General features: G+C 65.9%; 18 protein-coding genes. 8 read left to right on the forward strand and 10 right to left on the reverse strand.

Features of this window, described 5'->3' with window-relative positions; translation table 11 throughout:
- Positions 1-26: 26 nt before the first annotated feature.
- The gene (locus ELS24_RS11705) at positions 27-1,925 is read right to left on the reverse strand and encodes an ABC transporter ATP-binding protein (protein ID WP_127184205.1); all 1,899 of its coding nucleotides are present in this window, start codon (positions 1,923-1,925) and stop codon (positions 27-29) included.
- Between the two features lie 353 nt (positions 1,926-2,278).
- Entirely contained in the window at positions 2,279-3,211 is a 933-nt protein-coding gene (locus tag ELS24_RS11710; protein WP_050447962.1) for a LysR family transcriptional regulator, read from the reverse strand.
- Between the two features lie 156 nt (positions 3,212-3,367).
- On the opposite strand from ELS24_RS11710, the gene ELS24_RS11715 reads away from it, so the two are divergent.
- Positions 3,368-5,962: a penicillin G acylase gene (locus tag ELS24_RS11715; RefSeq protein WP_127184206.1), complete on the forward strand. Its 2,595-nt coding sequence runs from the start codon at positions 3,368-3,370 to the stop codon at positions 5,960-5,962.
- On the opposite strand, the gene cydC is transcribed toward ELS24_RS11715, so the two are convergent.
- Positions 5,934-9,557, reverse strand: a complete 3,624-nt coding sequence (cydC, locus tag ELS24_RS11720) for a thiol reductant ABC exporter subunit CydC (protein ID WP_127184207.1) — start codon at positions 9,555-9,557, stop codon at positions 5,934-5,936. The two genes, ELS24_RS11715 and cydC, sit on opposite strands and share 29 nt — an antisense overlap.
- 94 nt (positions 9,558-9,651) lie before the next feature.
- Between cydC and ELS24_RS11725 the strand changes: the two genes are divergently transcribed.
- Positions 9,652-10,623, forward strand: coding sequence for a LysR substrate-binding domain-containing protein (locus ELS24_RS11725; RefSeq protein ID WP_127184208.1), 972 nt, complete (start codon positions 9,652-9,654; stop codon positions 10,621-10,623).
- Positions 10,624-10,668: 45 nt separating this feature from the next.
- On the opposite strand, the gene ELS24_RS11730 is transcribed toward ELS24_RS11725, so the two are convergent.
- The 3 genes from ELS24_RS11730 to ELS24_RS11740 are packed head-to-tail and all read right to left on the reverse strand — an operon-like array spanning position 10,669 to position 13,232.
- A complete protein-coding gene (locus tag ELS24_RS11730; protein ID WP_050447955.1) occupies positions 10,669-11,457 on the reverse strand; it encodes an ABC transporter ATP-binding protein in 789 nt (262 codons plus the stop codon).
- The gene (locus ELS24_RS11735) at positions 11,445-12,215 is read right to left on the reverse strand and encodes an ABC transporter permease (protein ID WP_050447953.1); all 771 of its coding nucleotides are present in this window, start codon (positions 12,213-12,215) and stop codon (positions 11,445-11,447) included. The genes ELS24_RS11730 and ELS24_RS11735 overlap by 13 nt, the downstream gene beginning before the upstream one ends.
- An 18-nt stretch (positions 12,216-12,233) precedes the next feature.
- Positions 12,234-13,232 (reverse strand): aliphatic sulfonate ABC transporter substrate-binding protein, encoded by a 999-nt coding sequence (locus ELS24_RS11740; RefSeq protein WP_050447951.1) that lies wholly within the window; start codon positions 13,230-13,232, stop codon positions 12,234-12,236.
- 265 nt (positions 13,233-13,497) lie between these two features.
- Between ELS24_RS11740 and ELS24_RS11745 the strand changes: the two genes are divergently transcribed.
- The 4 genes from ELS24_RS11745 to ELS24_RS11760 all read left to right on the forward strand — a co-directional run bounded on the left by ELS24_RS11745 (position 13,498) and on the right by ELS24_RS11760 (position 17,100).
- Positions 13,498-14,685 (forward strand): NAD(P)/FAD-dependent oxidoreductase, encoded by a 1,188-nt coding sequence (locus ELS24_RS11745; RefSeq protein WP_127184209.1) that lies wholly within the window; start codon positions 13,498-13,500, stop codon positions 14,683-14,685.
- Between the two features lie 4 nt (positions 14,686-14,689).
- Entirely contained in the window at positions 14,690-15,346 is a 657-nt protein-coding gene (locus ELS24_RS11750; protein ID WP_127184210.1) for a HutD/Ves family protein, read from the forward strand.
- Positions 15,347-15,418: 72 nt separating this feature from the next.
- Positions 15,419-16,168: an electron transfer flavoprotein subunit beta/FixA family protein gene (locus ELS24_RS11755; RefSeq protein WP_127184211.1), complete on the forward strand. Its 750-nt coding sequence runs from the start codon at positions 15,419-15,421 to the stop codon at positions 16,166-16,168.
- On the forward strand, positions 16,168-17,100 hold the full coding sequence (locus ELS24_RS11760; protein WP_127184212.1) for an electron transfer flavoprotein subunit alpha/FixB family protein: 933 nt from the start codon (positions 16,168-16,170) through the stop codon (positions 17,098-17,100). The genes ELS24_RS11755 and ELS24_RS11760 overlap by 1 nt, the downstream gene beginning before the upstream one ends.
- Before the next feature lie 57 nt (positions 17,101-17,157).
- Here the strand turns inward: ELS24_RS11760 and ELS24_RS11765 are convergent, their stop codons facing one another.
- Positions 17,158-18,171 (reverse strand): LysR family transcriptional regulator, encoded by a 1,014-nt coding sequence (locus ELS24_RS11765; RefSeq protein ID WP_127184213.1) that lies wholly within the window; start codon positions 18,169-18,171, stop codon positions 17,158-17,160.
- A 69-nt stretch (positions 18,172-18,240) separates the two neighbouring features.
- A complete protein-coding gene (hutG, locus tag ELS24_RS11770) occupies positions 18,241-19,044 on the reverse strand; it encodes an N-formylglutamate deformylase (RefSeq protein ID WP_127184214.1) in 804 nt (267 codons plus the stop codon).
- A 280-nt stretch (positions 19,045-19,324) separates the two neighbouring features.
- Here hutG and ELS24_RS11775 point away from each other — a divergent pair, with 280 nt between their 5' ends.
- Positions 19,325-19,993, forward strand: a complete 669-nt coding sequence (locus ELS24_RS11775) for a MarC family NAAT transporter (RefSeq protein ID WP_127184215.1) — start codon at positions 19,325-19,327, stop codon at positions 19,991-19,993.
- A gap of 262 nt (positions 19,994-20,255) precedes the next feature.
- Positions 20,256-20,471 (forward strand): hypothetical protein, encoded by a 216-nt coding sequence (locus ELS24_RS11780; RefSeq protein ID WP_127184216.1) that lies wholly within the window; start codon positions 20,256-20,258, stop codon positions 20,469-20,471.
- Here the strand turns inward: ELS24_RS11780 and ELS24_RS11785 are convergent.
- Both ELS24_RS11785 and ELS24_RS11790 read right to left on the reverse strand, forming a co-directional pair.
- A complete protein-coding gene (locus tag ELS24_RS11785) occupies positions 20,468-21,769 on the reverse strand; it encodes an LLM class flavin-dependent oxidoreductase (RefSeq protein ID WP_050447937.1) in 1,302 nt (433 codons plus the stop codon). The genes ELS24_RS11780 and ELS24_RS11785 overlap by 4 nt on opposite strands.
- 5 nt (positions 21,770-21,774) lie before the next feature.
- Entirely contained in the window at positions 21,775-22,557 is a 783-nt protein-coding gene (locus ELS24_RS11790; RefSeq protein WP_127184217.1) for a 3-oxoacyl-ACP reductase, read from the reverse strand.
- Between the last annotated feature and the right edge of the window lie 71 nt (positions 22,558-22,628).

Below are 22,628 nucleotides of genomic sequence, written 5' to 3' on the forward strand. Positions count from 1 at the left end.
GGTTGCCGGGCGCTGCCCGCTGAACCTTATTTGCCGAAAGCGAACTCAGCGGCGTCCACATCGTTGTTGTCCGCCTGGTCCTTGACGGGCGGGGGCGTGGCGCCGTCTTGCAGCATTTCGGCGGCCGTCAGGCCCTTGGTCAGTTCCAGGGCCTGGCGTTCGAACAGGCGCCGATACAGGCCGCCCTGCAAGCGGATCAACTGATCATGGCTGCCTTCTTCGATGATGCGGCCGCGGTCCATCACCAGCAGACGGTCCAGCGCGCGCACGGTCGACAGGCGGTGCGCCACCACCAGCGTGGTGCGGCCCACCATCAGGCGGTCCATGGCCTGCTGGATCAGCACTTCGCTTTCGCTGTCCAGGCTCGAGGTGGCTTCGTCCAGGATCAGAATGGGCGAGTCCGCCAGGAACGCGCGCGCAATCGCCACGCGCTGGCGTTCGCCGCCCGACAGCTTGATGCCGCGTTCGCCCACCAACGTGTCGTAGCCCTTGGGCAGCGTCATGATGAAGTCATGCGCGCTGGCCTGTCGGGCCGCCTGCTCGATCTCGGCCTGGGACGCGCCGGGCCGGGCATAGGCGATGTTCTCCGCCAGCGTGCGGTGAAACAGCACCGGGTCCTGCTGCACGATCGCGATCTGGCTGCGCAACGACGCCTGCTTCACCTGGGCGATGTCTTGCCCGTCGATGGTGATGCGGCCGTCGTTCACGTCGTACAGGCGCTGGATCAGCTTGATGAACGTGGTCTTGCCCGAGCCCGAATGGCCCACCAGGCCGACGCGTTCCCCGGGCGCGATGCGCGCCGAGAAGTTCCGATACAGCGCCGTGTTGTGCGCGCCATAGCGGAAGGTCACGTCTTCAAAGCGGATTTCACCTTCGCGAATGTCAATGGCGCGCGCGCCCGGACGGTCGGCCACGCCCAGCGGCTGGCGCCCCATCGCCACCAGTTCTTCCATGTCGTTGACCGAGCGTTGCAGGTTGCGGATATGCATGCCCACGTCGCGCAGATAGCCCTGCAACACGAAGAACATCGTCAAGGTGAAGGTGATGTCGCCCACGGTGGCCTGGTTGCGCGACCACAGCAGCAAGGACGCGCCCAGGATGGCGGCCTGCATCGCCACCAGCATCGCGCCCTGGATGCCGCCGTTCAGCGTGCCGCGCACCCAGGTGCGGCGCGTGCGGTGGCGCCACTTGTTCACCACGCGATCCAGCCGCGCTTCTTCGCGCGCTTCCGCACCAAAGGCCTTGACCACCGCGTTGCAACTGACGGCGTCGGCCAGCGCGCCGCCCATGCGCGTGTCCCAGGCGTTGCCCAGGCGCGCGGCCGGCGCCACATAACCCAGCGACAGCGCGGCGGTGACGGCGATGTACAGCACCGAACCCAGGCCCACCACCAGCCCCATCAAGGGCCAGTGCGCGCCCAGCAGGGCCGTTGCGCCCACCAGCATCACCACGGACGGCAACAGCGCGATCAGCAGCGTGTCGTTCAGGATGTCCACGGCCCACATGCCGCGCGTGATCTTGCGCACGGTGGAACCCGCGAAGCTGTTGGCATGCCAGTCGGTGGAAAAGCGCTGCACGCGGTAGAAGGCGTTCGACACGATTCCGTTCATCATCTTCAACGTGAACGTGATGATGTTCTGGAACACCGCCTGGCGCAGCAGCGTGCCGCCCACGCCCAGCGCCACCAGCAGCCAGAAGGCCGTGATGGCGGCGTTCCAGGCCAGCGCGTCGCCGCTCGAGCCCGACGCCACGGCGTCAACCAGGCGGCCGGCATACATCGGCGTCAGGATATCGGCCACGGCCGACAGCAGGGCCAGCAACACAATGACCAGGGTGCGCCAGGGCTGCAAGGCCCAATGCTTGAAGGTAAAGCCCAGGACGTCCTTGAAGGCCTGTCCTCGAAAGTCGATTTTTTTTCTAGCCATAACAATGGCCTGGCGGCACAAGACACGCCAGGATGTCCTTGTGAGGAAAGAGGGATAACAAGCCGGATGCGCGAGGCATCGGCAACTGCGTTTACGGGTGTTGAGCGAGCGCGGTGGACCAGTCGCTAGGTAACGGGCTAGCGATGGATCCGCGCGGGCGACGACTTAATGGCGTCGCGGGGATACGCGCGGGACGGCGGTGAGCATGGGGCAAAACGTCATGCGGCCTCCCTGGCGGTAAGTGAAGTGGGTGAAAAAGAAAAGGGGCAAAGGCCCGAATTGCTGATTCTATATAGATGATGTAAGGGAATCAACGGGGTGAATTGTGTGGGTATTGCCGCTGTGGGTTTTTTTCAACGGCCGGGGCCGTGGGGCTTGAAGGCGGCGAACCCCGCCCAACATTGCTGCGTGAATTCGTACAGCGCATCTTGCGCCGCCAAGGGCGTGCGCCCGGCCAGGCGCGCCAGCACGTAATGGCCCTGACGCTGGCGATCAGGCGGCAGCGGCACTTCCACCAGTCGCCCCGCCTCTTGTTCGCGCCGCGTCACGCAGATCACGCCCAGCAGCAGCGTGTCGGTATGCAGCGCCAGGTCGGCCAGCGCATCCAGGTTTTCGCAACGCAGCGTCACCATCTGCTCGGGCGCGCCGCCCGGCCCCAAGGTGTCGGCAAGCCGCAGCGATACCTCTGGGCTTAGCGTGCTGGAGGCCACCGGATATTGCCGCACCTGTTCGATGCCCACGCGCTTGTGCGCCAGGATGGGGTGCCCCTTGCGGCAGACCATGCCTGCGCGCAGCGGCGCCAGCGGACGGGTGTCGATATCGGCGGCGTCGTACAGCATGCGCGCATCGCACACCATGGCATCGATGCGTTCGGCGCGCAGCATGTCGAGCAGCGCCGCCGTGCTGCCGAGTTCGACGCCCACGCGCACCTGGGGCCGGTGGGCGGCCATGTGCGCCAGAAAGGGCGACAGCAGCAACGATGCCGGGGCGGGGCTCAGGCCGATGGTGAGCGAGCCGGCATCGCCGCCGTGCAACGCCTTCAGTTCGCGTTGCAGCTCGGCTTCTTCAAAGCGCATGCGGCGCGCGCGCTCGGCCACGCAAGCGCCATAAGGCGTCAGGCGGACCCGGCGCGTGCCGCGATCCAGCAGCGGCAGGCCCAGCTCGGTTTCCAGCGCCTGGATGCTGCGGCTAAGCGCGGGTTGGGACAGGTTCACCTTTTCCGCCGCCAGCGAAAAAGTGCCGTGTTCCACCACTGCCAGCAAGTGTTTGAGCTTTTGAAAGTCCATGAGTTTTGCGCATTGAATCCATGACATAAATGCATTGGCATTATAAGTAGCGGCTTCTTATCATGGTCCCCGGACGGTGCCCGCCAGAGGCGCCGCATCCCGCGCTGAAGGTCGCTCGCAAGCATGGCGCGGTTTATCAATTTGGAGACAGATTCAATGAAGCAGCATTTGTTGTCGGCCGCCATCCTGGCAGCCTGCGCCGGCGTGGGCGCAGCCCCCGCGCAAGCGCAATCCCAGCCGCAATCCCAGACCCAGTCGTCGTTCACGGCTGACGCTCAGCGCCCCGCCGCCAGGCAGGTCACCATCCGCCGCGACGGCTACGGCATGCCCCACGTCTACGCCAACACGGTGTACGGCATCTTCTACGGCTACGGCTACGCGGTGGCGCAAGACCGCCTGTTCCAGATGGAGATGGCGCGTCGCAGCACGCAGGGCCTGGTGGCCGAAGTGCTGGGCGACAAAATGGTGGCCTTCGACAAATCGATACGCGGCAATTTTTCGCCCGAGCGTATCCAGCGCCAACTGGCGGCGCTGCCCGCGTCCGAACGCCAGATTCTGGACGGCTACGCCGCCGGCATGAATGCATGGATCGCGCGGGTGCGCGCCGAACCCGGCACGCTGATGCCCAAGGAATTCAACGACCTGCAATTCCAGCCGTCCGACTGGACGCCCTATGACGTGGCGATGGTGTTCGTGGGCACCATGGCCAACCGGTTTTCGGACGCCATTAGCGAAATCGACAACCTGGCGCTGCTGACCGCGCTACGCGACAAGCACGGCGAGGCGCGCGCCATGCAGATCTTCAACCAATTGCGCTGGATGACCGACAGCCGCGCGCCGACCACGGTGCCGGAAGAAGAGGGGGTTTATCAGCCCGCCACCTATCAGCCCACCGCGCCTGCGCCCGCCAAGCTGTCCTACGCCTTGCCGCGCTACGACGGCACGCCGCCCATGCTGGAGCGCGTGGCGCGCGACCCGCAAACGCGCGGCGTGCTGCAAGACGCGCCCGCCGACGCGCCCGCCCGCCTGCTGGCGCAGTTTGCGCAAACCGGCCAACCCGGCATCGCCGGCTTTCCCACCACCAGCAATATGTGGATCGTGGGCCGCGAGCACGCCAAGGACGCGCGTTCCATCTTGTTGAACGGCCCGCAGTTCGGCTGGTGGAACCCCGCCTACACCTACGGCATCGGCCTGCACGGCGCGGGCTACGACGTGGTGGGCAACACCCCGTTCGCCTACCCCAGCATTCTGTTTGGCCACAACGCGCACGTCACCTGGGGCTCCACGGCGGGCTTTGGCGACGACGTGGACATCTACGCCGAAAAGCTCGACCCCGCCGACCGCACCCGCTATTTCCACAATGGCGAATGGAAGACGATGGAAAAGCGCACCGAGCTTATCCAGGTCAAGGACGGCAAGCCAGTGCTGATGGACGTGTACCGCACGGTGCATGGCATCGTGACCAAGTTCGACGACAAGCAGCATGTGGCCTACGCCAAGGCGCGCGCCTGGGAAGGCTATGAACTGCAATCGCTGATGGCCTGGACGCACAAGACGCAGGCGCGCAATTGGGACCAGTGGAAGCAGCAGGCCGCGCGCCATGCGCTGACCATCAACTGGTACTACGCCGACGACCGCGGCAACATCGGCTACGCCCACACGGGCTTTTATCCCAAGCGCAAACCCGGCCATGACCCGCGCCTGCCCGTGCCCGGCACCGGTGAAATGGACTGGGACGGCATGCTGCCGTTCGCCACCAACCCGCAGGTCTACAACCCGCGCCAGGGCTACATCGCCAACTGGAACAACCAGCCCATGCGCGGCTATCCGTCCACCGACCTGTTCGCCATCGTGTGGGGCCAGGCCGACCGCTACGCCGAAATCGAAACGCGCATGAAGGCCATGACGGCCGATGGCGGCAAGGTCAGCGCGCAGCAAATGTGGGACTTGATCCGCACCACCAGCTACGCCGACGTCAACCGCCGCCACTTCCTGCCGTTCCTGCAACGCGCCGTGGCCGGCCTGCCGGCTGACGACGCCCGCGCGCGGCTGGTGGCGAACTTGTCCACCTGGGACGGCATGGGCACCAGCGACAAGCAGCCCGGCTACTACGACAACGCCGGGTCCGCCGTGATGGATGCCTGGCTACGCGCGATGCTGCGCGCCACGCTGGCCGACGAGATGCCCGCCGACTTCTTCAAGTGGTACAGCGCCACGGGCTATCCCACCCCGGCCGCGCCGGCCACCGGTTCGCTCAACCTGACCGTGGGCGTGAAGGTCTTGTTCAACGCGCTGGGCGGTCCCAACGCCGGCGTGCCCCAGCCCTATGACTTCTTCAACGGCAAGCGCCCCGAAGCGGTCAGTCTGGCCGCGCTGGACGAGGCCCTGGCCGCCTTGCAAAAAGCGTATGGCCAAGACCCGGCCGCGTGGCGCATCCCCGCGCCGCCCATGGTGTTTGCGCCGAAGAACTTCCTGGGCGTGCCGCAGGCGGACGACAAGGCGGTGCTGAGCTTTTCGGCCACCCAAAACCGGGGCACCGAAAACAATATGACGGTGTTCGACGGCAAGGGCGTGCGCGCGGTGGATGTGGTGGCGCCGGGGCAGAGCGGTTTCGTGGCGCCGGACGGCACGCCGTCCGTCCACACCCGCGACCAGTTCGACTTGTACAACCACTTTGGCAGCAAGCGGGTCTGGTTCACGGATGCGGAGGTGCGCGCCAACGCTACGTCGGTAGAGACGTTGCGCTACTGACCGTGTAGCCGCCCTGGTGGCTGGCCAGGCGCGCATAGGCCCCTTGCTTGCGCAGCAATTGGTCATGCGTGCCGGCCTCGGCCAGCGTGCCCCGATCCAGCACCAGGATCAGGTCCGCATTTCGAATGGTGGACAGCCGGTGCGCAATCACCAGGGTGGTGCGGTGCTGCATCAGCGCGTCCAGCGCCGCCCGCACCTGCATTTCCGACAAGGTGTCCAGGTGCGAGGTGGCCTCGTCCAGGATCAGCACCGGCGCGTTCTTCAAAAAGGCCCGCGCAATCGAGATGCGCTGGCGCTGCCCGCCCGACAACTGCATGCCGCGTTCGCCTACCTTGGTGGCCAGCCCATCGGGCAGTTGCTGCACGAATGCCGTCAGCGCCGCCTGGTTCAGCGCGCGCGCCAGTTCCTCGGGCGTGGCCTCGGGGCGCGCCAGCCGGATGTTGCCCTCCAGCGTGTCGTTGAACAGGTAGGTGTCTTGCGTGACCAGGGCCACGCGTTCGCGCAAGCCGTCCAGTTGCAGTTGGCGCACGTCCAGACCGTCCAGCTTGACCGCGCCTTGGCGCGGGTCCCAGAAGCGCAACAACAGGCTGGCCACGGTGCTCTTGCCGGCGCCCGAGGCGCCCACGATGGCCACCGTGGCCCCGGCCGGCGCCTTGAAACTCAAGTCCTTCAGCGTGTCTTCCTGTTTGCCGGGGTAGGCGAAGCTGACGCGCTCAAACGCCAAGGACAAGCCATGCGTGGCGACCGGCGGCGCCAGCGGACCATCGGTGACGGGTTCGGGCTCGTTGCTGACCACATGCAGGCGGCGCGTGGCGGCGATGGTGTCGGCCAACTGGCGGCTGACCTGCGAAATCTCGGACACCGGCAGAAAGGTCGCCATCGCAATTAACACCAGCAAGGGCAGCATGCTGGCCGACAGCGCGCCCGCCGATACCTGCAAGGCGCCCACGACCGCCACGGCCAGGCCGCCCAAGCCCATGGCTACTTCAAACCAGGCCGTTTGCTTGGAGAGATCGCGCAGGATGTCCAGGCGGCGAATACGGTAGTGGTCAGCCACTTTCAGGAACTGGCCTCGGCGGCGGTCGGTGGCCTGGAAGGCGGTCAGGTCGGCCAGGCCCTGGATGGTGTCGGTGGTGTGCGCGCTCATTTCGCCCAGCGCCTGCCGGGCCTTGTCGCCCAGCGAGTCGATATGGCGGCGGCCACGCACGGGCGACACCAGCGCATAGGCCAGGAAGGGCAGCAGCGCCAGGGCCACCGGCCAGCTATACACGCCCAAGAATCCCAGCACCGACAGCGGCACCAGCACCGACACGATGGCGGGGGCGATGGTGTGCGCGTAGAAATATTCGACCATCTCGATGTCTTGCGTGGCCAGCGCAACCAGATCACCCGAGCGGCGCTGCAACAGGTAGGCGGGAGCCAGCCGCTCCAGCTTGTCGAACAGCTTCACCCGCATGTCGGCCAGCAACTGATAGGCCATCGCATGCGCCAGCCACGATTCCAGCCAATGGAACAAGGCGGCCAACGGCGCGCAGATCAAGAGGCCGACGATCAGGCCGGAAACCTCGCGCCCGTCGCGGATGGCGGCCACGATCAGCGCGCTGAACACGCCCACGCCGATGAAGGCGGCCACCCGCGCAACGCCCAGCAGGATGGTGGCGGTCAGCGTGCCGCGCCACGGTTTGACCACGGACAGCAAGGTGCCCAGCGTGGCGCGCCAGCCCACCTGGTCGGCATCGGCATCCAAGGGCCGCAGGGCGGGGCCTTGCGTGCCGCCGTCGCCGCCGTCATCGTCTTCGGGCGTGGCGGCATCCAGCACCGGCGCCGACGCCAAGGCGGCCACACCGGCCGACGGGTTCTGGTGCGCTTCTGCCTGCTCGTGCATCAGCTGGTAGTACAGCCCGCGCGCCTGCATCAGTTGTGCATGCGGCCCGGCTTCCACCACGCGGCCCTGATCCAGCACCAGGCTGCGGTCGGCGCCGATGACGCTGGCCAGCCGGTGCGCCAGGATCAGCGTGGTGCGGCCGGCCATCAGGCGGTCCAGCGCTTGCTGGATCAGCGCTTCGTTTTCGGTGTCCACCGATGACAGCGCTTCGTCCAGGATCAGGATGGGTGCGTCGCGCAGCAGCGCGCGCGCGATGGCCACGCGCTGGCGTTGCCCGCCCGACAATTGCAGGCCGCGTTCGCCGATGCGGGTGGCGTAACCGTCGGGCAGGGCCATGATGAAGTCGTCGATATTCGCGGCACGGGCGGCGGCGCGCACCTGCTCGTGCGTGGCGTCCGGCCGGCCCAGCCGCAGGTTGTCGTCAATGGTGCCGTGAAACAGCGTGATGTCCTGGCTGACCAGCGCAATTTGCGACAGCAGCGTCTGCGTGTCCAGCGTGTTCACATCGTGCCCGCCCACGCGGATGACGCCCGCCTGCGGCACACATTCACGCAGCAGCAGCCGCACAATGGTGGACTTGCCCGCGCCGCTGGGGCCGACCACGCCAACGCGCTCGCCCGCCGCGATGCTGAACGCCAAGCCTTGATGCGCGCGGCGTTCGGGTGTGTAGGCAAACGCCACGTTATCGAATTCGATCGTGGGGGTTAGATGGGCAGGTGCAGTGCGCTTGCCCGGGGCCGTGGTGGGCACGGGCGTCAGCGGCTGCGCATCCATCAACGCATGGATGCTGACGGCGGCCGACTGGCCCAGCATGCCGCGGTGCAAGACCGAGCGCAGGTCGCGCAGCGGCCGGAAGATCTCGGTGCCGGCCATCAGCACGATCAGCAGCGCTTCCACGCTCATGTCGCCCGCGGCCACGCGCCAGGCGCCCAGCGTCAAGGCCAGCGCCGCGCCCAGCGCCACACCCAGGTCGCTGATGCCGCGCGTCAACAGGCTCACCGACAGCACCCAGAACGTGTTGTCCGACAGGCTGCGGGCGCGGGCCGCCAGGCGCCGGCCCCAGGCCTTGCCCTGGCCGTAAGACTTCAGCGTGGGCAGGCCTTGCACCGCGTCCAGGAAGTCTTCGCCAAAGGCATTCAGCGCCTGCGTGCGCGCCTGGCTGGCGCGGCGGTCCAGCATGTGCACCGCCATCGGGCCAAACAGCGCGAACAACGCCGCCACCAAAAACACCAGCGCGGTGGGCACGTCCCAGAACGCGATCACGGCGAAGATGGCAAAGGGCGCGGCGGCCGCAATGGCGACTTGCGGCAGGTATTGGCCGAAGAAGGTTTGCAACTGCTCCACGCCGTCCACCACGGTCAGCATGACGCCGCCCGTACGCTGATTGGCAAACCAGGCCGGCCCCAGGGCAACGATGCGGTCGTATAGCTTGCCGCGTAGCGTCTGCTGGATTTGCGCGGACGTGTGGTTGGCTTGCACGGTGCGCCAATGGTCGAACAGCGCGCGCAGCAGCACCATGGCGCCCACGCACAGGGCGGGCACGATCCAGTCTTGCCACGGCGCGCCGTCGAACACGCGGGCCAGCAACTGGCCCAGGAAGACATAGCGGGCAATGCCCGCCGCCAGCGCCAAGAGGCCCAGGAAAATGCCGCCCGCCATGCCGGCGCGCAATCCCGCCGTCAGGCGCCACAACCGAGAGTCGAAATACATATCAATGCTCCATGCAGAGCCTGCATGGTCGCTGATCCCACGCCGTTGCGATAGCGAGTCTTTTTCAATCTTGGGTTGAGATAAACTCAACCGCATGTCTGATCTGCCCAACCAGAATCCATCCCCCGAGCTGCCCACGCACACGCCGCCCCTGGCCGCCTTGCGTGCGTTCGAGGCCGTTGCCCGCCTGGGCAGCCTGAGCCGCGCGGCGGGGGAACTGCATGTCACCAAGAGCGCGGTCAGCCATCAGCTACGCGCGCTGGAGACGGACCTGGGCGTGCAACTGCTGCGCCGGGGCGGCACGGTGCGCCGCGCCGAAACCACCGAAGCGGGCGCCAAATTGCTGGCTTCCGTACAACAGGCCTTGACCCTTCTGGAGTCTGCGTGCCGCGATGTACGCGCCACCGCGCGGGGGCGTCGCCGCTACACGCTGAACGTGTCGGCCAACCCCTCGCTTGCCGCATTGTGGCTTGCGCCGCGCATCGGGCGTTTCATCGAACTGCATCCCGACATCGGCGTGCAGGTTTACTTGCACGCCAGCCAGGAGCCCGCCTGGAAAAGCCAGGACATTGACCTGGCCTTTCTGCACGTGCGCGCGCGCGGGCCGCATCTGGCCGAGCCGGGTGATATTGCGCTGATGACGGAAACCGTGGTGCCGGTGTGCAGCCCCGCGCTGATCGCCGAGGCCGAGCGCGGCGACCCGCGCGTGTTTTTGCGGCACCGCTGGCTGGAAGAAAAACACATCGACAGCCCCGAGACCGATTGGCGCACCTGGGGGCCGCGCTTGGGGCTGGCCGAATCCGATTGGCAAGAGCCCATGGTGTTCAGCGGCCTGAGCACCGTGGTGGCGGCCGCAGCCGCGGGGGTGGGCATAGCGCTGGGGCGCGCGCCGCTGATCGATGAAGACCTGGCCAGCGGCCGGCTGGTGCCGCTGATGCCGCAACTGCGCATGCCGGGCTCGTGGGGCTATGTAATGCGCATCCACGCCAACCGGCCGATGGATGCGTCGCTGCCCGCACTGGTGGAATTCCTGGCAGAAGAAGGGCGCAGCCAAGGCGCATGGTAGTGGACCAAGCGGGGGCTGACCGTGCCCGGTCGCGCCCCGGCCCGCCTAGTCGGTCGTCAGCTCCATGCTGCGCGTGACCTCTTCCTGCACCCGTTCCCAGATCGACCGCTTCAATTCCACAAAGCGCGGCGACAACTGCACGTCGGCGCTGCGCGGATGCGGCAGGTCGTTGTGGATGTCTTGCACGATGCGCCCGGGCTTGGAACCCATCACGGCCATGCGGGTGGACAGCGTCAGCGCCTCGTCGATGGAATGCGTGATGAACACAATCGTCTTGCCGCTTTGTTCGTAGATGGACAGCAACTGGTCTTGCAGCACCTGGCGCGTCATGGCGTCCAGCGCGGCGAAGGGCTCGTCGAACAGCATTACGTCGGGGTCATTGGCCAGCACGCGCGCAATCGACACGCGCTGCTTCATGCCGCCCGACAGCGCATGCGGATACTTGTCCGCCGCCGCCTTCAAGCCCACCATCTCGATGAACTTGCGGGCAATGGGCGCGCGTTCCTGCTTGGACATGCCACGCATCTTCAAGCCGAATTCCACGTTCTCTTGCACGGTGCGCCACGGAAACAGCGCGTACTGCTGAAACACCATGCCGCAGGCGGCGGTCACGTCGGTGACGGTCTTGCCATTGATGGCGACGGTGCCCGTGTTGGGCTGGATGAAGCCGGCCATCAAGTTCAGCAAGGTGGACTTGCCACAGCCGGACGCGCCCAACAGCACCAGGAATTCACCGCGCTTGACCTCCAGGTTGACCTTGTCCAGCACGGTCACGTCGCCATAGGCCTTGGACACGTCGGTCAACTGGATCATCGTTTCGTTCATCGTTGCCATGCCAGCACCCATCGTTCAAGCAGCCGCAAACACAGATCGGTCACCAGCACGGTGAAACTGATCAGCACCATGCCGAGCACCACGGTGTCGGTCTGGAAGAATTCCTTGCCGTTCATGATCATGAAGCCCAGGCCTTCGCGTGACGCCACCAATTCGGCCGAGATCACGCAGGTCCAGGACAAGCCCAGAATGATCTTCATGCCCGACAAGATCTGCGGCAGGCAGCCGGGAAACAGCACTTCACGCATCACCTGCCAGCGGTTGGCGCCCAGATTGCGCGCGGCACGCACCAGCACGGGGTCAATGCTGCGCGAGGCTTCCATCACATACAGCAGCGCCGGCACGAACGAGCCCATGAAGACGATGCTGTACTTCTGCGTTTCGGTAATGCCGAACCACAACAGCGACAGCGGAATCCAGCTCATCGATGGCAGCGGCCGCAGGAACGAGATGATGGGGTCAAAGACGGCGCGTGCCACCTTCGACGTGCCCAGCAAAATGCCCAGCGGTATGGCCACGAAGACAGCCGCCAAAAAGCCCACCATCACGCGGCGGGTGGAAGCCAGCACGTTGTAGAACAGCGTGCCCTGGTCCGACATGGACATGGCCCGCGCCAACACCTGCGACGGCGCGGGCAAAAAGATGGGGTCGACCGCGCCGGCACGGCACAGGCCTTCCCACAGCAACAGAAAGCCAAGAAGCGAAAACACGCTGACCCAGATCAGCCGTGTTTGCTTTGAAGATGAACGCGCGGACATGGCGATTGGGTTCCGCGTTTACAGGTACGAGGCCTGGACCCAGTCCTTGACCTGGGGCGCCTTGTCGATCTGCTTGAGCGACACCAGCATTTGGGCCAACTGCTGCATGCCGGTGACGAAGTTGCCCGGGTCCACCATCAAGGCCTTCTGGTCGGCGGCGGAATACCACTGCGTTTGCTTGATGACGGCCAGTTGCTCGGGCCGCGACAGGCCGGTCAGTTCCAACAACACGCTGGCCGCTTCATCGGGCTGCTCGGTCAGCATGGCGTTGGCCTGGAATACGGCGTGCAGGAATTTCTTCACGGCTTCCGGGTTCTCGCGCCCCAGCTTGGCGTGGGTCAGCAGCACGTCCGGGCCCGGGGTGATGGCGTATTGCTTGTAGAGCGAGAACGCCGTGTCGTCCAGCAGCACATGCGTGCCGGGCACGGCCTTGATGCGGTCGAAGGCGGGCGTCCAGGCCACCGCCGCATCAATCTGCTTGCCCTGGTAGGCAGACAGCAGGTTGGTGGCCGGCAGGTTGATGATGGACACGTCGCGCTCGGCGTCCAGACCGGCCTGGCGCAGCACATCAAGCAGCAGCACATGGGCGCTGGAGGCATAGGTGACGCCGATCTTCTTGCCTTTCAGGTCCGCCACCGACTTCACGTCTTCGCGCACCAGCACGCCTTCGGCGCGGCCGAAGTTGTTGGGCGTGGCGATCACCTGAAACTGTCGCGCGCCGGCCGCCATCAAGGCCAGCGACGACACCACGCCGGTGCCGGCCAGGTCGATGTTGCCGGCCATCACGGCGCTCATGCGGTCGGACGACGTGGCGAAGCTTTGCCACTTGATATCCAGGCCCTGCTTGGCGAACAGGCCCGTCTTCATGGCGATGTAGGCCGAGTAGTGGCCCAGCCACGCCGAGCCGCCATACGTATAAGACGCATTGGCGGCGCGGCCGATCATCGGAAAGCCCAGGGCGCTTGCGCCCGCCAGGGCAGCGGTGCGCACCAGCATGGCGCGGCGATTCATGTTCATGTTTTTCCCCTACGTGGATGTAGATTGACGGATAGATTCCATGTCGCCGGCACTCTATGGTGCGGCAGACGAGACTTTCACCCGGCCGCCGCGCCAAGCCATGAATATAAGTAGCGGCGATGGTCAAAATTCGCCGCGCTTAAGCAATCCGCTTTCGTCACGCCCTGTTCTTGCCGCGCTTTTATTAAGTATTCGCGATGCTTATATTGCGATCGGCCAGACCACGCAGGTTCACACTCGCGCCACTTGTCCTTGGAGCCTTGTCGTGAAAAGTTATGACGTGATCGTGATTGGTGCCGGCGTGATCGGCAGTTCGGTGGCGTTCCACCTGGCGGAGCTGGGCGCGAAGAACGTGCTGGTGCTGGACCGCGCGACCATCGGCGCGGGCACGACGTCGCAGTCGTCCGGTATTTTGCGCACCCATTATTCAGTGCGCGAAAACGTGGAGCTGGCGCAGCGTTCCTGGAACGTGTTCAACCACTTCGCCAATTATGTGGGTGACGACGAAGCGTCCTGCGGCCTGGTCAAGTGCGGTTATCTGATCACCGCTGCCGACGACGACAAGCTGGCGCCCCTGCAGAGCGCGCTGGACCAGCAACGCGAACAAGGCATTGCGCTGGAATTGCTGAACCCCGCGCAAGCCCGCGAACTGCTGCCGATTGCCTCGTTTGATAATGCCGCGCTGATCGGCTTTGAACCCGAAGCGGGCTTTGCCGACGCCTATCTGGTGGCCACCAGCTTCGCGCGCGGCGCGCGCCGCCGTGGCGTGACCATCCGCGAAAACGTGGACGTGAAAAAGCTGCTGGTGGAAAACGGCCGCGTGGTGGGCGTGTCCACCTCTGACGGCGATTACGCCAGCCCCGTGGTGATCAGCACGCAGAACATCTGGACCTCGGAACTGGCGGGCTGGACCGGCGTGGCGATGCCCGTGGTGCCTGAGCGCCACGCGGTGCTGGCGCTGGAGTGCGACGCCGCGCCCTATACCTATTCCATGCCGGTCTTCAAGGACCTGGCCTCGCCCGGCATGCTGTATTGCCGCAGCTATGGCGGCAACCAGATGCTGGTCAGCGAAGGCATCGTGGGTGAGGCGCTGCAAAACAGCGATGCCGAGCAAGGCGATATTCCGCTGGACTACGTGGCCGAAGTGGGCGAGCAGGTGGCGACGCGCTTTCCTGCCTACGAGACGGCGGGCCTGGCCTCGTCGTGGACGGGCGTGTACGACGTCACCCCGGACTGGAACCCCGTGCTGGGCCGCGTGCCGGGCGTGCAGGGTCTGATTGTGGGCTTCGGGTTTTCGGGCCATGGCTTCAAGCTGTCGCCGACGGTGGGCCGCGTGCTGGCGCAGGAAGCGCTGGGGCTGGCCACGGACGTGTCGCTCAAGCCCTATGACATCGGCCGGTTTGCAAGCGGTGCGTTGCTGACCGGCAAGTACGGCCTTGGCGCCGTCTCGTAACGCGATGCGCCCGTTGCACGCAAGCTGGTTGGCCGTTACGCCCGAGCCCTGGAAGAACGGCGGCGGCGTGACGCGCACGCTGTCGGTGGACGCCGCCCAGCAACCGCCACGCTGGCGGGTCAGCGTGGCGGACATCGACCGCGACGGCCCGTATTCCAGCTACCCCGGCTATGACCGCGTATCGGTGGTGTTGACGGGCGGCGGCGTTGAGCTGGTGGAGGATGCGGCGGATGTGGCCGACGTGGCGGATGCCGAGCGCATCACGCTTGCGCCCGGCGTGGCCACGGCCTTCGCGGGCGACGCGGCATTTCAATCGCGCCTGTTGAATGGGCCGGTGCGAGTGCTGAACCTGTTTGTATTACGCGGCGCGGCGGCGGCCAGCGTCGTGTGCGTGGGCGGCGGGAACGCTGCGGTAGAGGCGGGCGGCCTGACGCAAGACGGCGTTGCTACGCACACGCTGCGCATCATCGTCGCGGCGCAGGCGGGGCACTTGATCCACGCCGCAGAGGCCGGCGTGGTGCTGGCGGCGGGCGACTACATCGTCGGTCCGTCCTGTGGCATCGACGCGCGGCAGGCCTTTGCGCCTGCGCAGCCTACGGCACGGAACGGCGTGGCCGCAGCGGTGCTGGATGTGCGCGTGCCAGCGCCTGCCGCCGTCTGACCTGTTCCGCTTTATCCGCTTTATTTGATCCGTTTCATTTGATCCGAAATTTCCTGACCCAGGAGTGTTTGCATGAAGGTATTAACCGCGGTCAAGCGCGTGGTTGACTACAACGTCAAGGTGCGCGTGAAGGCCGATCAAAGCGGCGTGGACATCGGCAACGTCAAGATGTCGATGAACCCGTTCGATGAAATCGCCGTCGAGGCGGCTGTGCGCCTGAAAGAGCAGGGCGTGGCGACGGAGGTGGTTGCCGTGTCTTGCGGACCCGCGCAGTCGCAGGAGACGCTGCGCACGGCACTGGCCATTGGCGCCGACCGTGGCGTGCTGGTGCAGACCGACGCCGCGCTGCAACCGCTGGCCGTGGCCAAGCTGCTGCGCGCCGTGGTGCAAAAGGAACAACCCGCGCTGGTGATTCTGGGCAAGCAGGCCATTGATGATGACGCTTGCCAGACGGGCCAGATGTTGGCCGCGCTCTTGGGCTGGCCGCAAGCCACCAACGCCAGCGCCATCGAGATCGACGGCGGCACGGCGCGTGTCACGCGCGAAGTGGACGGCGGCCTGGAGGTGCTGGATCTGACCCTGCCTGCCATCGTCACGGCCGACCTGCGCTTGAACGAACCGCGCTACGTGACGCTGCCCAACATCATGAAGGCAAAGAAAAAGCCGGTGGACATCGAAACGCCCGAGGGCTTGAGCGTAGACCCCGCGTCGCGCCTGTCGACCTTGCGGGTGGAAGAACCCGCGGCGCGCGCGCCCGGCGTCAAGGTGGCCGACGTGGCCGCGCTGGTCGACAAACTGAAGAACGAAGCCAAGGTGATCTGATGACGGTCCTAGTTATTGCCGAACACGACAACCACAGCCTGAACAACGCCACGCGCAACGCCGTTGCCGCCGGGGCCAAGCTGGGCGTGCCGATCCATGTGCTGGTGGCGGGCGCGGGCGCGCAGGCCGTGGCGCAAGCCGCCGCGCGCATCGCGGGCGTGGAAAAGGTGCTGCTGGCCGACGCGCCGCATCTGGCCGATGGCCTGGCCGAGAATCTGGCCGCGCAAGCGGTCGCCGCTGCCGCAGACGCCTACACGCATGTATTCATGGCCGCCACCACGCAGGGCAAGAGCGTGGCCCCGCGCATTGCCGCGCTGCTGGATGTGGAGCAGGTGTCGGATGTGATCGAGGTGCTGGCGCCCGACACGTACAAGCGTCCCATCTATGCGGGCAACGCCATTGCAACGGTAAAAAGTGGCTACGCCGTCGTGGTGGCGACGATACGCCCGACCGCGTTCGACGCGGCGGCCGAGGATGGCGGCAACGCCGTGGTCGAAGCCATTGCCGCCGTGGCCGACCTGGGCCTTACGCAATTCAAGCGCCGAGACATCGCCGCGTCGGAACGGCCGGAATTGGGCGGCGCGCGCGTGGTGGTGTCGGGCGGGCGCGGGCTGGGCAGCGCCGAACATTTCAAGCTGCTGGACCCCCTGGCCGAAAAGCTGGGCGCGGCGCTGGGCGCCTCGCGCGCGGCGGTGGACGCGGGCTATGCGCCCAACGACTGGCAGGTGGGGCAGACCGGCAAGATCGTGGCGCCGGCACTCTACATCGCGGTGGGGATCTCGGGCGCCATCCAGCACCTGGCCGGCATGAAGGATTCCAAGACCATCGTCGCCATCAACAAGGACGGCGACGCTCCGATCTTCGGGGTGGCGGATTATGGCTTGGTGGGCGACCTGTTTGAGGCCGTGCCGGCGCTGACGGCGTCGCTGTAAGGGCTGAAAGAGCTGTAAGGGCTGCTAGGGCTGTAAGAGCTTAAGCGCCCGCCCGTCTCAACGGCGCATGCTGCGCCAGAGCGTGGCGGGCGGCAGGCCGAGGGCCGGCGCGATGTCTTTCTGGATCAGGCGTTCCACCGCCATCAGGATCACGTCGCGCGCCTCGGTGGGCAGCTTGCCCACCTCTTGCTGGCGCGAGGCCAGGTACAGCGTGCGCGACAGGCCAGGGTCATCGGCGCGCGTCACGCCCAGATACGGCGCCAGCGGCAGCACCCGCAACTGGTCCACGAAATGGCGCGACTGCCAGATGCACAGCGGCGTGCTGATCGCAAAGCCGATGCCCGCCGTCACCAGGCTGAGCAGCGGGTCGGTGTTGTCGAATTCGAAGGTGCGTTCGATCATCACGTCGTGCGCTTCGATCAGGCGGTCGATCTCGGCGCCGATGAATGAACGCGCGCTGTAGCGGATGAACTGCATGCGCTTGCCCAGGTCTTTCAGCGAGCCGATCTTGTCCACGTCCAGCGTGCGCGGCACGATCAACACATAGGGTTCGCTGAACAGGCTGATCTTGCGGATGGTGGGCTTGCCCGCCACGGCGCTGGTGGTGACGACAAGGTCCAGTTGCCGGTCTTCCAGTTGCTTGTCCAGCACGGGCGTAATGCCCGACCACAAACGAATCTGGCGCGACGCGCCGGACAGGCCATGGATCAAGGTCGGCCCCAAGGTGCCGGCAAAGGAATCCACGCAGCCGAAGCGCACGATGTTGCGCTTGGCCCGGCTCAGGTTGCGCACGCTTTCCGTCATGTCGCCGGCTTGCGCCAAGAGGCGCGCGGCGTGGTCGAACAGCAGTTCGCCCGCCGGGGTAGGCCGCGCCGGGCGCGTGCTGCGGTCCAGCAGCTCGGTCGACATGGCGGCCTCGAGTTGCTTGACCCGCTGCGACACCGCCGCCTGCGACAAGCCCAACAGACGTGCCGCGCCGGACACCGACGCGGCTTCCACCACCGCCACCCAGGTCAGCAGCAGGCTCCATTCCGGATAGTTTTCCGTCGTGCTGAAGGAAAAGCGGTTCATGGCCTGGGTGGTCCTGGATACGGTGGAGGAAAGGCTGGCGCTTGGCGTTTATCGCCTAGCGCTTAGTGCTTAACGCTGGCGCGCCGTGGTCTGCTCCAGCGCGGCCCGCACCATGGCTTCGACCACCGGGATGACGCGACCGGCCAGGTCGGGGCGATAGCCGTAGGGATGCGTTTCGTCCATGTAGGTGGACTGGCACATTTCCAGTTGGATGGCGTGCACGTTGTCGGCCGGCGAGCCGTAGTGGCGCGTGATGTAGCCGCCCTTGAAGCGGCCATTGACGGCCCAGGTGTAGTCGGTGCAAGGGTCCAGTTGCGCCTGGACGGCGGCCAGGATGTCGGGCGCGCAGGCCGCGCCGTCGGACGTGCCGATGTTCAGGTCGGGCAGCTTGCCGTCGAACAGGCGCGGCAACACGCTGGCGATGGAATGCGCTTCCCACAGCAGCACGGTGCCGTGCTCGGCCTTGATGCGGTCGATTTCGCTGCGCAGTTGCGCGTGGTACGGCTCCCAATAGGTCTGCAGGCGCTGCGCGCGTTCGGCGTCGGTCAGCACGGCGTCGTCCTGGTAGAGCGCATCGCCACGGAAGGTCTGGGTGGGGCAGAGGCCCGTCTTGGTCTGGCCGGGGTACAGGCTTTCGTCGTTGGGCGGGCGGTTCAGGTCCACCACATAGCGCGAATAGCGCGCGCCGATCACGGACGCGCCCAGCGCCTGGGCAAATTGGTACAGCGTATCCAGGTGCCAGTCGGTGTCGCCGGACTGCAGGCCCAGCGGCGTCATCTGCGCGCGCTGCGCATCGGGAATCTGGCTGCCAAGATGGGGAATGGAGATCAGCAGCGGGGCGGTGCCGCGGCTGAAATGAAAGAGGTCGCTCAAGGGAAAACTCCGGGTCACAAAATGAATGCGCGGCGTGGGGCGCTGCTGGCGGGGGCACGATAGCGTCTTTGTCAGCCGCCCGTAACAGCCAGCTATGCTAGGCAGCGCCGCCCCCATCCGTAATTGCATAAGTTTAATGGATGTTGATAATCACAGAGCGTGATGCTGATGGTCCGGTGCAGGACTGGGCCTGTGTAAGGTAGAGTGCGTGTCACGATTGCACCATTGAACGCGGTAAGCCGGCCGTCGTGCGGCCCGTGTTTCTTTTTCCGGGAGTCCCATGATTGATGACCTGATTGAACTGGGCAAGCTGATCAGCCTTGGCCTGGCGTTGATGCTGCCATTGGCCAATCCGCTGACCTCCATGACGCTGCTGCTGTCCCTGGGTGGGAAGATTCCCTACAAGGAGCGCGAACGCCAGGTCACGCAGGCGGCGTTCTACGTGGTGGGCGTCATGGTGGTGACCTACTACGCCGGCGCGTGGATCATGCACACGTTCGGCATCTCGATTCCGGGCTTGCGCATCGCCGGCGGGCTGATCGTGGTCAGCATCGGTTTCAGCATGCTGTTTCCGCCGGCCGAGCCTCGCACACTGGCCGTGGAAGCGGCGGCCGATGCCCAGCAGCGCGACGTGCCGAACATTGCATTCGTGCCGCTGGCGCTGCCCGGCACGGCGGGCCCGGGCACCATCGCCATGATCATCAGCGGCGCGGCGTCGGTGGACGGCGCCATCACGCCGCAGTATCCGGAATGGGTGGTTGCGGTGACACCCGTGATCGTCTTCGTCCTGCTGGGCGTGCTGTTCTGGGTATGCCTGCGTTCGGCGGGCCGCATCGTGGCGGTGATCGGGCAGAGCGGCGTCGAAGCCATCTCGCGCGTGATGGGCTTTCTGCTGGTGTGCATGGGCGTCCAGTTCGTCATCAATGGCGTGCTGGAAATCGTGAGCTAGCACGCGGGTGGCTAAGTGGGTGACGTCATCGCGGCGGTGTAACAGAGGCAGCGTAATGTGGGTGGGCTAATGCAGGCGCTGTGCGCCTGCCACATTCCATGACCTGTTTCTCGGCGTTACGGAACAGTGTTTTCCATTCCGTGATCGCGTATTTCGCGGCAATTGTGGAGTAAATTTTCTCCCGCATGCGCTGGGTTGTGAGTGTTTCCAGCGCGATTTTTCTGCCGGTTTCATACCGCGATGTCTTCAAGGAGGTCGTCAGATGTTCTGGCTGACCCTGGTTATTGCTGTTGTTGTGGCGGTCGGTATTGCCGCCGTGTTGTTGCGCCACCCAGGGGTTGTGTTCTATGACTGGATCGCCACCCACCGAACCGCACGCCACGCGCGTGAGCGCGCGGCCACGGCGCTGCCGCGCGTGCCAACGCCTGTTGGCAAGCATGTCAAGCGTGTCGACCCCGCGCCGTTGATGTCGAACTAACTGGCCGCGCCGCGAGTTTCCGGCCTGCTCAACCCCAGATGCCCACGCAAGGTGCGGTGTTCGTATTCCGTGCGGAACAGGCCGCGCCGTTGCAATACCGGAATGACATGTTCCACGAAATCGTCGATCCCGTCCGGCAATGACGGCGGCATCAGGTTGAACCCGTCGGCGCCTTCATTCCTGAACCAGTGCTCCATCTGGTCGGCAATATGCGTCGGCGTGCCCACCATGGTGCAGTGGCCGCCGCCCGCCGCCAGGCGCCCCAGCAATTGGCGCACGGTGGGTTGTTCGGTTTCGATAATGCGCAGAATCGTGGCGTAGCGTCCCTTCGGTCCCTTGAATTCATGCAAGGGCGGCAGGGCCGGCACGGGCGCGTCCAGTTCCCAGGCGGTGCAATCCTGCAGCACAAAACTGCCCAATTGACGCAGCGAGGCATCGCTGGGCAGCAGCTCATCCAGCTTGCGCTGCTTGGCGCGTGCCTCGGCGTCGGTCGACCCCACATAGGTAACCAGGCCGGGCATGATAGGCACGGAAGCGCTGCGTCCCGCCGCGCGCACGCGCTGTTTGATGTCGCGGTAATAGGCTTGCGCGGCCGGCAGGTCGTAGGCCACGGCGTAGATTGCCTCGGCGCGGCGGGCGGCCAAGTCGCGCCCCTGGTCCGATGCGCCGGCCTGGAACAGCACGGGATGCCCCTGCGGCGGGCGCGGCACGGTCAAGGGGCCGTCAACCAGGAAGTGATCGCCATGGTGGTGGATGGGCCGGATGCGGTCGGGCACGCCATAGACGCCGTCGCGGTCGATGGCCAAGGCGTCGTCTTGCCAGGAATCGAACAAGCGCAAGGCCACGTCGACGAACTCTTCGGCGCGCGCGTAACGCCAGTCGTGACCGGGCATGGCTTCAAAGCCGTGGTTGCGCGCTTCGGCGTCGAACATCGACGTGACCACGTTCCAGCCCATGCGACCGCCCGAAATATGGTCCAGCGACGCCACCATGCGCGCCGCGTGAAAGGGCGTGAAGAAGGTGCTGGACACCGTGCTGATCAAGCCGATGTGGGTGGTGGCGCGCGCAATCGCGGCCATGGTGGTCAGCGGCTCCAGATACCAGCGCGGCCCGTCGCCGATGTTGTCGGTGGACTGGCCGTCGGCAAAGAAAATGGCGTCCAGCTTGCCGCGTTCGGCCGTTTGCGCAAGCGCTTCGTAATAGCGGATGTCGCCCAGGCGTTCGGCGGCCGAATCCGGGTGGCGCCACGCGGCGCGGTGGTGGCCGCAGCCGAAGATGAACAGGTTCAGGTGCAGCATGGCGGTCAATTCTTGACGAGTCCGCCGTCCACGACCAGGTTCTGGCCGGTGACGCTGCGCGACCACGGGCAGGCGAAGAACAGCACCGCATCGGCGAACTGTTCGGGCGTGGTGACGGTGCGCAAAGGCGTGCTGGCCGCAATCAGGTCGAACACCGCTTCGGGCGTGGCGGCCGATGCGTCGGTGGTGCGCAGCAAGCCGCCCGACACCATGTTGACCGTGATGCCATCGGGGCCCAGGTCCTGCGACAGCGTGCGCGTGAATGACAGCAGCGCGGCCTTGGCGGCGGTGTAGTCGTGATAGGGCACCACCGGGTTCTGGACCAGGTTGGTGCCAATGTTGATGATGCGGCCCACGCCCGCGCCGCGCATGCCGGGCAGCGCGGCCTGCGTGGTGTTCAGCGCGCCGCGCACGCAGCCTTCGATCTGCTGGTTCAGGTGGTCCCAGGTCAGCGTGTCGGCGTGGGGGCGGGCATCGCCATTGAACTGAAAGGCGGGCAGCGCATTGTTGACCACCGTGCTCACCGGCATGCCGAAATGGCTTTGCGCCTGCGCGACCATGGCGGCCACGGCAACGGCATCGCGCACGTCGGCCTGCACCGCCAACGCCCGGTCGGGCGCGGCGGCCGCCAGCGCCTGGGCGGCATCCGCGCTGTTCAGGTAATTGATCACCACGCGCGCGCCTTCCCGCAGAAAGGCCCGCGTGATGTGCGCGCCCAGTCCGCGGGCGCCGCCCGTGACAATCACCAGTTGTTCGTTCAGGGCAGGGGCGGAAGGGGCAATGGACATGGTCGGCTCGTCGGTTCTCTGGCACGCATGCAAACAGGTGCCGCAAGCGGGCGAACTTAGCATAAATCCAT

The organism is Achromobacter spanius, from assembly GCF_003994415.1.
In the GTDB taxonomy this organism is placed as follows: Bacteria; Pseudomonadota; Gammaproteobacteria; order Burkholderiales; family Burkholderiaceae_B; genus Achromobacter; species Achromobacter spanius_C.